Origin of the sequence: Corynebacterium suicordis DSM 45110 (assembly GCF_015351405.1) — a bacterium.
GTDB lineage: Bacteria > Actinomycetota > Actinomycetes > Mycobacteriales > Mycobacteriaceae > Corynebacterium > Corynebacterium suicordis.
The window spans coordinates 198,552-210,450 of sequence record NZ_JADKMY010000002.1 but is presented as its reverse complement, the minus strand read 5'-3'; the positions used below and the strand labels follow the sequence as shown (position 1 = coordinate 210,450).

10 protein-coding genes and 2 tRNA genes are annotated in these 11,899 nt (G+C 58.4%); 2 read left to right on the top strand and 10 right to left on the bottom strand.

The genetic code is table 11. The features are described 5' to 3' along the window. Nucleotides 1-29 precede the first annotated feature (29 nt). The 3 genes from IRY30_RS07325 to IRY30_RS07315 form a co-directional block, all read right to left on the bottom strand. The gene (locus IRY30_RS07325; protein ID WP_228503132.1) at nucleotides 30-698 is read right to left on the bottom strand and encodes a cation diffusion facilitator family transporter; all 669 of its coding nucleotides are present in this window, start codon (nucleotides 696-698) and stop codon (nucleotides 30-32) included. Nucleotides 699-728: 30 nt separating this feature from the next. After that, a complete protein-coding gene (locus IRY30_RS07320) occupies nucleotides 729-2,093 on the bottom strand; it encodes an APC family permease (RefSeq protein WP_194556772.1) in 1,365 nt (454 codons plus the stop codon). Nucleotides 2,094-2,179: 86 nt separating this feature from the next. Then, a tRNA-Asn gene (locus tag IRY30_RS07315) sits at nucleotides 2,180-2,252 on the bottom strand. 216 nt (nucleotides 2,253-2,468) lie between these two features. Here IRY30_RS07315 and IRY30_RS07310 point away from each other — a divergent pair. Next, nucleotides 2,469-2,542: transfer RNA gene (locus tag IRY30_RS07310), tRNA-Ile, on the top strand. Here IRY30_RS07310 and wecB read toward each other — a convergent pair. From wecB to IRY30_RS07285, 5 genes are all read right to left on the bottom strand, one after another. Beyond that, entirely contained in the window at nucleotides 2,502-3,707 is a 1,206-nt protein-coding gene (gene wecB / locus IRY30_RS07305; RefSeq protein ID WP_194556974.1) for a non-hydrolyzing UDP-N-acetylglucosamine 2-epimerase, read from the bottom strand. The genes IRY30_RS07310 and wecB overlap by 41 nt on opposite strands. 138 nt (nucleotides 3,708-3,845) lie before the next feature. Further along, entirely contained in the window at nucleotides 3,846-4,679 is an 834-nt protein-coding gene (locus IRY30_RS07300) for a serine hydrolase domain-containing protein (RefSeq protein WP_194556771.1), read from the bottom strand. A 120-nt stretch (nucleotides 4,680-4,799) separates the two neighbouring features. Further along, complete coding sequence (locus tag IRY30_RS07295) at nucleotides 4,800-5,402, bottom strand: excalibur calcium-binding domain-containing protein (protein WP_194556770.1); 603 nt, start codon at nucleotides 5,400-5,402, stop codon at nucleotides 4,800-4,802. A 125-nt stretch (nucleotides 5,403-5,527) separates the two neighbouring features. Then, entirely contained in the window at nucleotides 5,528-6,286 is a 759-nt protein-coding gene (locus IRY30_RS07290; protein WP_194556769.1) for an SDR family oxidoreductase, read from the bottom strand. A gap of 34 nt (nucleotides 6,287-6,320) precedes the next feature. Next, the gene (locus IRY30_RS07285; RefSeq protein ID WP_194556768.1) at nucleotides 6,321-6,689 is read right to left on the bottom strand and encodes an acyl carrier protein; all 369 of its coding nucleotides are present in this window, start codon (nucleotides 6,687-6,689) and stop codon (nucleotides 6,321-6,323) included. Between the two features lie 246 nt (nucleotides 6,690-6,935). Here IRY30_RS07285 and IRY30_RS07280 point away from each other — a divergent pair, with 246 nt between their 5' ends. Further along, nucleotides 6,936-7,952: an alpha/beta fold hydrolase gene (locus tag IRY30_RS07280; protein WP_194556767.1), complete on the top strand. Its 1,017-nt coding sequence runs from the start codon at nucleotides 6,936-6,938 to the stop codon at nucleotides 7,950-7,952. A 7-nt stretch (nucleotides 7,953-7,959) separates the two neighbouring features. Here the strand turns inward: IRY30_RS07280 and IRY30_RS07275 are convergent, their stop codons facing one another. Next, entirely contained in the window at nucleotides 7,960-8,832 is an 873-nt protein-coding gene (locus IRY30_RS07275; RefSeq protein ID WP_194556766.1) for a pirin family protein, read from the bottom strand. Nucleotides 8,833-8,940: 108 nt separating this feature from the next. Beyond that, a complete protein-coding gene (gene aceE / locus IRY30_RS07270; RefSeq protein WP_194556765.1) occupies nucleotides 8,941-11,736 on the bottom strand; it encodes a pyruvate dehydrogenase (acetyl-transferring), homodimeric type in 2,796 nt (931 codons plus the stop codon). Nucleotides 11,737-11,899 lie beyond the last annotated feature (163 nt).

Sequence of the window (11,899 nt, the reverse complement as noted above, 5' to 3'; positions counted from 1 at the left end):
CCCCGGTAGCTCTAGCCGGAGTCGCAGCTCTAACCTGCGCGTTCTGTACTTTTCTTGCTCGCCAGAACGGATGCGGGCTGTGCCCAATGGGCATCCCCTTCCCAGGCTTTGTAGCCAGTGAACAGTGCACAACCTGCGATGACGAGCGCAGCAATGGGATCTGCCCAGGCCCAGCCGAAAAACCAATTGAGGAACAGGCCAGCTAATAAGGCCACTGCAATTCCACCACCGATCAGGGTGTGTGTGGAGCCTTGATCCTCGGCTGAGCGGCGTGCCATCTGGTTGAGGAGAAGCATTGCCACCAGGCTCAAGATGGCGAGTGCATTGCCCACGGGGGAGTGAGTGGGTTTATTGATGCCGAACATGGTGGATATTGCATCCATTGCGATGAATGCGGCCAGGCAAATGAAGGCAATGGCGATGACTCGAAGGGCGGTCTTTTCGCGCTGCTCAGGTCGGGGAGTAGAAAACTGCCAAACGATTACCGCTGCGGAGAGTAACTCGATAAACGAATGCAACCCGAAGTTAACGAGCACGGTCGAAGACGCGGATCGGCCGGACCATAATGCGACTATCAACTCGATGACCTTCCACGCGATCACCATAGACACCATTAGGCGAATTCGACTGTGAGATGGTGAAGCATTCTCAGATGAAAATTCGGAGGGTGACGTGGAAGCTGAACTGTCTGTGGTCATGGGGATGCTCCTTTGAGATTGAGCATCACTCTAATTAATATCCGCCTGAGAAGTGCGTGTTTTGGTGAGTAAAACGATGCCGTAGACCGCCAAGCCGAGAACAGTTACCGTGATGCCGGCAATGAGCGACGTCCAGGGAACACTCGCTGCCAGAGCCACGCAGCCAATGAGTCCCAGGATTGGAACCAGTACAAACGGGCGACGCTGCGCGTTGGTGAGGGTCATCGCGCTGATGTTGGCGATGGAGTAATACAGCAGTACGCCGAAGCTAGAGAAACCGATAACGGTCACCACGTCGGTCAACAACACCGCGGCGATCACCACGACAGCAACGGTCAACTCCATCGCCCGCGGGACTCCACGCTTGGCATCAACTGCCGCTAACTGGCGGGGCAGGTGACCATCCCGTGCCATCGCCAGACCTGTGCGGGAGACACCCAGAATCATCGTGAGCAAGCTGCACGTCGCAGCCGCAACTGCCGTGACGCTCACCAGGATAATTAGCCAGGTTTCGCCCGTGTGGTCAGCGAGTTCGCGCAGTGGCTCATCCACGTTTGCAATGAGGCTCAGCCCCAACTGCTGCATTAATACGTACGCCACTGCGCAATAAACCAGCAGTGTAATTCCCAGCGCGATGGGTATGGCACGAGGAATCGTGCGTGCAGGATCCTTTACCTCTTCGCCCAGCGTGGCGATGCGCGCATAACCGGCGAAAGCGAAGAACAGCAATCCTGCTGCCTGGAGGACTTCGTAAACCCCGGGATTGAAAGGCACTGACTTCCATTCATCCATTGGCCATGTGCGAATACCCTGCGCGTGTGCCTGCGATGCATCCGTGAGCGGCTGATACATGGTCCATCCGAAGTCACCCGTACGGGGAGAAACCCATCCAATAACCAGCTCGATCGCCAGCGAAATAAGCACAAAGCCCACGATTGCCCTGGTCGCCAGAGCGGATTTTTGAATCCCGCACAGGTTCAACGCGGTGATAGCCACCACCACGAGCGCGGCTACAGGGCCGGAATAGCTTGACCAGGCGTCGGGAAGTAAATAATGAGCCACGGTCAAGGCCATCGCCGCGCATGAGGCAGTTTTGCCGGTGATGAATGACCAGCCCGCGAGGTAGCCCCACAGTGGGCCGAGCTGACGAGTGCCGTAGACGTAGGTGCCGCCACTGGCGGGGTGGACGGCCGCAAGGCGGGCAGTGGAAGTGGCGTTGCAATAAGCGACGCAAGCAGCCACCCCAAGAGCTACGAACAGCAAACTGCCAGCGGCTGCAGCCGCGGGTGTGAAGACCACGAAGAGCCCAGCGCCGATCATGGAACCGAGGCCGATGATGACCGCGTCGAAGGTGCCGAGACGGCGGGCGAGGGGAGTGGCGGAGCTTTCGGACATGGGGATGACCTTAGTGTGCCGCCAGACAATGAGCTGAGAGTGCGAAAAACACCCCGCAGTATCTAACTACGGGGTGTTTTGCATTGCTCCCCCAACTGGGCTCGAACCAGTGACCCTTCGATTAACAGTCGAATGCTCTGCCAACTGAGCTATGGGGGAAAGCGCTGGGCCAGAGAGTCTTAAAAAGATTCTCTGTGCAACGAACCCATACTTTATATGGCACCCGGTGATTGGTACAAATCGGCAGGTGAGGGGTGTAGTTGAGTCCGGTTTGTGAGCGGTTGTGAGGCGCATTTCAGCGTGGGGGTCCCGGGTGGATATACTGCACGGAGGTTGACCATCTTGGGCCCGGTGTTGGGGTCGAAGAAATCACCGGGGGCTATAGCTCAGTCGGTTAGAGCCGCGGACTCATAATCCGCTGGTCGCGGGTTCGAGCCCCGCTGGCCCCACTCCTTGAAGTGAGAGATTCCCGGCTTCAAAATCTTCGACTCTCTCGCCCAAAGCGAAGAGCTCGGCAATGGCTGCAACAGAGCGCTTTGCTCCATGGCCGTCGCCGTAGGGATTCACGGCGTGTGCCATCGCGTCGAAGGCTTCAGAATCATCCAGCAAATTAATCACTTCAGTGATGATTCGCTGCCGGTCAGTACCAACGAGTTTCACAGTGCCGGCGGTGACAGCTTCGGGTCGTTCAGTGTTGTCTCGCATGACCAGAACAGGCTTGCCCAAGCTTGGCGCCTCTTCTTGGACCCCGCCCGAGTCCGTCAAGACCAAGGTGGCTCGTCCCATCAACTTGGTGAATTGGTCGTAGGGGAGTGGATCCGTGATGATCACGTTGGGCAAGTTCTCCACCATTGGGAGAACCACATTGCGCACCTTCGGGTTCAAGTGCAGCGGAAGGGCGAAGGCAACGTCTTCGTAGTGTTCGGCCAGGTCTCGGATGGCTGCACCGATCTCACTCATCGCTTCGAGGTTTTCCCGGCGGTGAGTGGTGACCAGAACCAACCGGTGGTCGGTCACGGTGAGCGCGTCCAAACGAGGATCAGTGAACTGCGTGTCCCATGTTTCGGCTTCCAGGAGCGCATCAATCACGGTATTACCAGTGACCACAATGTCCTCAGGGGCAAAGTTTTCTCGCTCCAAGTTTTCGCGCGACTCACTGGTCGGCGCCAAGTGCAATCCAGCCACCTGACCGATGATGCGACGGTTGGCTTCCTCTGGGAACGGGGATTCGATATCACCCGTGCGCAGACCTGCTTCCAAGTGAATGATCTTCGCACCGCAGTGAAATCCTGCGAGTGCGGCTGTCATGGCGGTAGAGGTATCGCCTTGAGCGATGATCGCATCGGGTCGTTCTTGGCAAATGATTTCGTTCAATCCGCCAAGCGCGCGCGACACCAGCTCATTGAGTTGCTGGCCGGGCTTCATGAGTCCCAGATCATGATCGGGGACAATCTGGAACATCGCATTAACCTGTTCCAACATTTCCTTATGCTGCCCGGTGGAAACCACTACGGTTTCGAATCGCTCATCATTCTGGAGGGCCTTGATGAGAGGCGCGACCTTAATGGCTTCCGGTCTTGTGCCATAGACAGTCATAATTTTTGGCTTATTCATCAAGGGCTCCTCTGAACGAAAAATTCTGTGTTGAGCACAGAGTCCTATACTTTCATTCGGAGTGCAATTTTAATGTGAATGGCCTAAGTTATTCGTCCTCCAAAATAACTTTTGACCGGTAGAAAATTATGGAATTTCTTAACTCATTGCTACCCATAATGAGTCATTGAATTTCGCCCATCGCTCTTTTGCCCATGGTCCGAATGGTTCATCGGTCAGTACCAGACCCGCGCGACCGGTGGGTCGGTGGATCCAGAGGAAGGTGCCAGATTGTCCGAAGTGACCTGCGGTGTCATCCGGCATTTCCAGGCCTATCCAGTGCGGATTCTTGCCCCCGTGTAAAGAAAAGCCCAATCCCCAGGTGCATGGATCATGACGCCCATACCCCGGAACGATGCCTGCCAAGTCCGGATATTGGGGCGTGCAAGCCTCCTCAACTGTCTGCATATTAATAAGCTGAGGATGTAAAAATTCCTGAGAAAGTGCTGTTAGGGAATCTAGGCTCGCACTGAAGCCGTGTCCTGCTGATCCTTCTACCTTTATTTCGATTCCGAGAGGTTTGCAGATACCTTCATGCACATATTCTGCGAAATCAATTTCCGTATTTTCTTCTAATGCCCGCGCCAATACTTCATAACCGGCAGAAGAATAAATGCGCTTTGTTTGTGGAGGTTTTTCCGGCTCCCAGTCCCGAAAACCGATACCGGAGGCATGGGAGAGTAGCTCGCGATAGGTAGGGGCGCCGTCGAAAGAAGGAAGAAGGTGCGCGGGGACGGAATCATCCAGGGCGAAGGCTCCTTCTTCGGCGGCCATGAGAATGGCGTATGCGGTGATCAATTTGCTCACGCTGGCTAGGGGATAGACGCGCGAGGTGTCCCCGGTGGTGGTTACGCCCTCTGGGGTGATCGCGGCAGCCGCGACAGAATTGACTGGCCATTCTTCGGTGGAGTTGAGGACTTCAGAAATGCTCATAGTGCGCGAGTCTAATGGGGAATGCCGGATGATTCATTGCCTCGCGCATAGGAAAACCCCTGCACGGACAGTTCGTGCGCAGGGGGGAGAGGAAAATCAAAAGCGGAATGCGGAGCTGAATTACCGAGGATCTCTTTCGCAGCCCACGCCATCGCCATCGCGGTCGAGTCCAGAGCGGTATCCGGCGTCATATGAGCGGATTGGACGGCCGATGCGGTTCCACACATCCGTGCAGTTGCTGTAGTACGGACCGGATGCGGGTGCCGGAGCTGGGCGAGGGGCAGGTGCCGGGCGAGGAGCTGGAGCAGGTGCTGGAGCCGGCTGAGGGGCAGGCGCTGGAGCGGGTGCTGGCGCCGGAGCTGGAGCATCGGGAATGATCCCTGGGAGTGGGTTAGGGATAAGACGAGACTGCACAGCCCAGTTTACTCCAGCTGCAATCAAGCCAGCCACTGCAAACACGCCAACGATGCCGCCAACAATTCCCAGTACGGTGCCTAGATCGGTCTCACCGACAGGCTCGGAACTGAGCTCCGCGCTTCCGCTGGAGGCGTCGGTTCCGTCCTCAGAATCGCCGCTCAAAGCCGCGGAGGAATCTGAAGTCCCGTCTTCGGAAAGAGTTGCACTGCTGGTTGGTACAGGGTTGTCACCCTGCGCGACAGCAGGAGCGATTGTGCCAAAAGTGAGGGCAGTGGCCACACCAAGGGTCGTTAAGGTTTTTCTCATGCGGATGTTAGAACATGCACTTTTTGCACCCGCTGAGCATTAGAGGACGGGGGTATGACCTAAGTCACCCCGCAAAAAATGCGAAGGTCGGCGTCGAGAAAAAAGACCCCCTAGCAGCGTAAGAACTAAGGCCTAATCTTGCGATTCGTGGTGAGCTTCGCGTTCGCAAAGCGAGTCAGCCATGCAGGGGAGAAGTGGGAGAGGGCGAACATTACCTTGGACTGCGTTCCCACTGGAGTGTGCACCTGGGCTAGGCGGCCGCGCTTGCGTTCCACCACATCGGCAACTTCCTTGGCCACATGATCGGCGGTCAGGCGCACGCCCATGCGGTCGGTGCCCGTGGTGCGCACGTTATCCAGCATTCCGGTCTTGGCGTAGAGCGGCCACAGTGCTTCCACAGTGATGCCATCCTCTTCCCACTCCAGGTTCAGTGCCTCGGTGATGCCGCGGACAGCGAACTTGGTGGAGGAATACACGGCCATGTCTGGGGTGCCGTAAATGGCGGAGGCGGAGCAGAGGTTAACCACCTTGGCACCGGGCTTGAGGTGCGGGCGAACCGCGCGGCAGCCGTACAGTACACCCTTGATGTTCACGTCTACCAGCGCGGAATCCTTCTCAAAGCTTCCGGCTTCCATGAATGAGCCACCGTAGAGAATGCCGGCATTGTTCACCAGCACGTCGATTTCTCCCACATTGGTGCGGAAGTCCGCCAGCGCAGTTTCCCAAGCAGTTGGCTTGGTCACGTCCATGATGCCGGTGTGCAGGTCTGGGTGCGGGAAGTCCTGGAGGTCGTAGGCGCCGACCTTCCAACCGCGTTCAGCCAGCAGGAGTGCGGTGGCGCGGCCAATTCCTTGGCCAGCTCCGGTGATGAGGACGTTTGGCATGCGTGTGCCTTCCAATAATGGGTGGTGGTGAGCGTTAATTCGATTCCGAAGATCGTGATTCTACCAGCTCAACCAACTGGCCCACCTGCTCAGTGGAGATAATTTCCTCATCCTCGATGCGCACGTTGAATTCCTCTTCCAACCGAACTGCTACGTCCACCAAGGTGAGGGAATCTACGCCAAGATGCCCGCTCAAGGTGGAGTGATCAGTGATTTCTTCGTGCTCCACACCGGTGGCATCCGCCAGGATCTTGGTCACGCGCTCGTGCACACTTCCGGCTGCACCCGCGTCCTTGGCCGAGCCGTTGAGCTTGCCGTTTGCGCTGGCAGCTGTGCTCCCACCCAGTGCTTCCGCCAGCTGCTGTTTGGCCTGGTCCGAGATCCCTGCGGTGTCTTGTGCCATCAGTGCATCCTTCCTAAATTGCGGCGCGGAGTAAAGCCGCTCTTCGAATTGCGGGGTGTGTGCGCTGTGTGCGGCGCAAAGCTTCCCTCCATTCTACGAAACCGATGGCCAGCGAGTTCAGCCAGGCACATGGGAGGTGATTGTTCGATTACCCAGGCCGGAAAGCTAGGCTGGAAAAAATCTCTAGTGATGCCATGGCCGGGTTCTCTCCGCCCGCCGCCACCGGTACCGACAAAAGAAGTGCCCATGAATCCCCTCCGCCCGTTCCTCGATACCTCATGGTTCATCTTTCGGCGCGCTGCCCAGCGCCTGAGCCGCCAGGTGCCGGACGTGCCGGAATTAAAGGACGTGGCACGCACTCACCATTTTTCTTTGCCCGACGCCACCCTCACCTGCTTTGAAGTTCGCTCAGAGGTAGAAGATGATTCCTTGCCGGAGCTGAGCGTGATGTTTGCCCATGGCTACACATTGTCGGCTCGCTCCTGGGTGTTCCAGGCTGAGGCGCTGCGGAAGGTTCCGAATCTGCGCATGCTCATTCCTGACCTGCGCGGGCATGGCGAAAGCACAGCTGATTCCGATGCTCTAACGGTGCAGAAGACGGGCACGGATACGCTGCATATCCTCCGGGAATTGGCTCCGAGTGGGCCCGTTCTGCTGGTGGGGCATTCCCTGGGTGTGCAAACGGTGCTGAGTGCCATGGAGCAGGGCGATGACCAGTTCCGCCGGCGCGTGGTGGGAGTAGCACTGGTCAATGGGGCGATCACTGAATTCGCTTCCGCGGGTGTCACGCAAGTTCTTGATTCTGGGCCCGTGCAGATTATGCGAAGGATCGGCAGGCGGCTGCCGAGGCTGGCTGAATGGGTGAAGAGCAAGGTTGATTGGATCCTGGAGCCGTTTATCGCCAGCTTTGTCTATCACGGAGAGCTGGAAGAGGGCATTTCCGCTAAGTATGACGTGGTGGAATATCACGCACAGGATATCGAGCGGTGCACCATGACCACCGTGCTGGGCTTCTTGGATGACCTGGTGGATAACGATGAAACCGATGCCGCTCCCTTGTTGGCTGAGGTGCCAGGCGTGGTGATGGTGGGGCAAATGGATAACGTGACCCCGGCTTCACAGACCCGCGCCATCGCGGATATGTGGCCGAAAGCCAAGCTCCGGGAAGTTCCGGATACCGGGCATATGCTGCCGATGGAAGCGCCAGAAAAGGTCAATCGAGAACTGATCGAGCTGATCGAGCTCATCCGCGGCGGGCACTAGCCCATCGCTATTTCGCGCGTTGCTTGCGATCCCGCGCTGAATAATCCATGTGCCAGGCCAGGATCACGGCATCTGCGCTAGCGGTGAGCGTGATTGGCTCTTCCGAGTTTGCTGGGTCCTCCGAGTTTGCGGAGTTATCGATGCGCAGCACGTCTCCTTCACTCAGCGTGAGATTCTCTTCCTCGTCACCAGGGGTATTTCCAGCAGTCTTCGCCTGGACGGTGCCCCTGGCTACGAAGAGATGCACGTAGTGGGAGGTGGCGATTGTGGAGCTCTTGCCTTCCTCCAGGTGGGCGATATCGAGTTGAGCTCCCGCCGAGCCGATGCTCAAGGGGGTTGGCGGGGTAATCGAGGAATCCGTCTGGGGAAGGTTCATTCGGTTCGCGAAGGGAGCTCGGTCTTTGCCCACGGCAACGGTGAAGAATTCTCCCGTCCCGCGGCTGTGCGTGATGCTCTCTGTGAAATCCGCTTCCCCGTGGCGAGGATCAGTGTTCTCCTCGTCTGGTGGCAGCCACATCTGGATCACGTGCAAGGTCGCGCTGGATGTGAAGCCGGCGGCGTTTACTTCGCTGTGGCGCACTCCTCGGCCAGCGCTAATGGCCTGGGCATGACCGGCTTTGAGGATGGTATCGGTGCCCTCGGAATCCCGGTGCCGTAGTGATCCGTCCATGATCCAGGTGACGATCTCCGCGTTATCGTGCTGGTGCATATCGAAACCCTCGCCGGGGGAGACCACGTCATCGTTGTGGATCATGAGTAATCCCCATGAGTTGTCGATGAGATCGAAATTGCCCGTGGCTGGGAATGACTGCCGCGAATCCACGGTAGAGTCCTTCCATCGTTGGCGATCAGATGCGGGGATAATAGTTTTAGTTGACATGTCACCTACATTACTCGGGGAAGGGCTGAGCGCAAGTACTGAACAACCCAAACGCCCGGCCGAGCTCAATGCTCTGGCCGGGCGCGATTCCTAACTATCCGAGAGGAATTATTCGTGCGGGTCTAACACTGCAGTGGGATCGGTGAGCTCGAAACGCTCGGCTGCCTGGGTGGCCACGTCGCGGTCGATCTTCCCTTCCCGGGCGAGGCCCAAGAGCACGGCGACCACGACGGACTCGGCGTCGATATTAAAGAAACGACGTGCCGCCTCGCGGGTATCGGAGAACCCGAACCCATCCGCGCCCAGCACCAGGTACTCACCCGGCACCCAACGGCGGAGCTGCTCGCCCACGGCGGTGGCGAAGTCATTGACTGCCACCTTCGGGCCTTCCACCTCCTGCAGTACAGAGGAGACGAACGGTACGCGAGGCTCGGCGGAGGGATCGCGGAGCTGCTCCAGCTCGGCTGCCTGGCCATCGCGGGCTAGCTCGTTCCAGCTGGTCACGGAGTAGATCGCGGAGTTCACGTTGTAATCCGCGGCCAGGATCTGCTTGGCCTTGATGGCAGCTTCCATGCCCACGCCGGAGGCTAGGATGGAGGCGGTGAACTCGGCATCTTCGGCAGGGCCTGCATCGCCGGTGCTCTCTGGGCCGCTGCCCACCTTGCGATCCACGGGGGAGTACAAGTAAATGCCCTTGAGCAGGCCTTCCACATCCAGGTTCTCTGGCTGGGCGGGCTGGTGTACTGGCTCGTTGTACACGGTGAGGTAGTACATCACGTTCTCGCCGCGGCCCGGGCCATACATGCGGTCGATACCCTCGCGGATGATATGCGCGACCTCGTAGGAGAACGCGGGGTCATACGTGACCACGGCCGGATTGGTAGAAGCCAGCACAGGGGAGTGACCATCCATGTGCTGCAGGCCCTCACCGGTCAGCGTGGTGCGACCGGCAGTAGCGCCGATGAGGAAACCGCGCGCCATCTGGTCACCTGCAGCCCAGATGGAATCACCGATGCGCTGGAAACCGAACATGGAGTAGAACATGTACAGCGGAATCATTGCCTCACCATGGGTGGCATAGCTGGTTCCCGCGGCGATGAAGCTGGACATTGAGCCGGCCTCGCTGATGCCCTCGTGCAGGATCTGCCCATCCTTCGCCTCGATGTAGGCCAGCATGAGGTCATGATCCACCGGCGTGTAATGCTGCCCATGGGTGTTGTAGATCTTCAGGGTGGGGAACCAAGAATCCATGCCGAAGGTGCGTGCCTCATCCGGGATGATGGGCACCAAGCGCTTCTTGATGTTCTCATCGCGCATCAGGTCCTTGAATGCGCGCACCAGAGCCATCGTGGTGGCCACCTTCTGCTTGCCGGAGCCTCTGAGTCCGCTCTTAATCTCTTCGACAGGGGGCACCTCGATGGGTGCGTAGCGCTCACGACGCTCCGGGACGAAGCCGCCCAGCTCCTTGCGGCGCTCCAGCATGTACCGGATCTCTTCGGAATCAGTGCCGGGGTTGTAGTACGGCGGCAGGTAAGGATCCTTCTCCAGCTCCTCATCAGAGATGGGGATGTTCTGCTTATCGCGGAACAGCTTGAGATCCTCCAGCGTGAGCTTCTTCATCTGGTGCGTAGCGTTACGGCCCTCGAAGTTGTGGCCCAAACCGAATCCCTTGATGGTGTGGGCCAGGATCACGGTGGGCTGATCCTTGGTTTCCATGGCCCGCAAGTAGGCCGCGTACACCTTGCGGTAATCGTGGCCACCGCGGCGCAGCTTCCACAGCTCTTCATCGCTCAAGTCCTCCACCAGCTTGGCGGTGCGGGGATCGCGCTCGAAGAAATGCTTGCGCACATAGGCGCCATCGTTGGCCTTGAAGGTCTGGTAATCGCCATCCGAGGTGGAGTTCATGATGTCTACCAGGGCACCGTCGGTGTCCTTCTCCAGCAGCTCATCCCATTCGCGACCCCACACCACCTTGATCACGTTCCATCCGGCACCGCGGAAGAAGCTCTCCAGCTCTTGGATGATCTTTGTGTTGCCGCGCACGGGGCCATCCAGGCGCTGCAGATTGCAGTTCACCACGAACGTGAGGTTGTCCAAGCTGTTCAGCGCAGCCATCTGGATCAGACCGCGAGATTCCGGCTCATCCATTTCTCCATCGCCCAGGAAGGCCCACACATGCTGATCCGAAGTGTCCTTGATTCCGCGGTCATGCAGGTAGCGGTTGAAGCGTGCCTGGTAGATGGCATCCATTGGGCCCAAGCCCATGGAGACGGTGGGGAATTCCCAGAACTCCGGCATCCCGTGTGGGTGTGGGTAGGAAGGCAGTCCCAAACCTGGGCGCGAGACCTCCTGGCGGAACGCATCCATCTGATCTTCGCTCAACCGGCCCTCGAGGAAAGCGCGCGCGTACACACCGGGTGAAGCGTGGCCCTGGAAGAACACCTGGTCGCCTCCACCGGGGTGATCCTTGCCGCGGAAGAAGTAGTTGTGGCCTACCTCATACAGTGGGGCAGCTGAGGCGTAGGTGGATATGTGCCCGCCCACTCCGATGCCAGGGCGCTGCGCGCGGTGCACCATGATCGCCGCATTCCAGCGGATCCAGCGGCGGTAGCGCTTCTCGATGGCCTCATCACCAGGGAACTCGGGCTCCATGGTGGTGGGGATGGTGTTCACGTAGTCCGTGGACAGCAGCGGAGGCAAAGCCACGCGCTGCGCAGTGGCCCGCTCCAGCATGCGCAGCATCAGGTAGCGCCCGCGTTCTGGACCAGCGGCTTCCAGCAGACCGTCCAGGGAGTCCATCCATTCTTGGGTTTCCTCGGGGTCTGAATCAATGAGGTAGGAAGCCACGCCGTCCCTGACGGTGGGGAAGTTGCTATCTCGGAATTGTGGTGTGTCCTGAGCCATGAGCGGTTCTCCTAATGCGCGGGTAAGCGGTGGTTTCCACTTTACGTCACACCCGGGACAGTGGCCGGGCGTATTTACATTCACTTAATGCGGATATTGGGTTGAAAAACCCGCTGAGAACTCGCTGATTTATGTTAGGTTGCAGGGTGAAGATGGTCGGGGC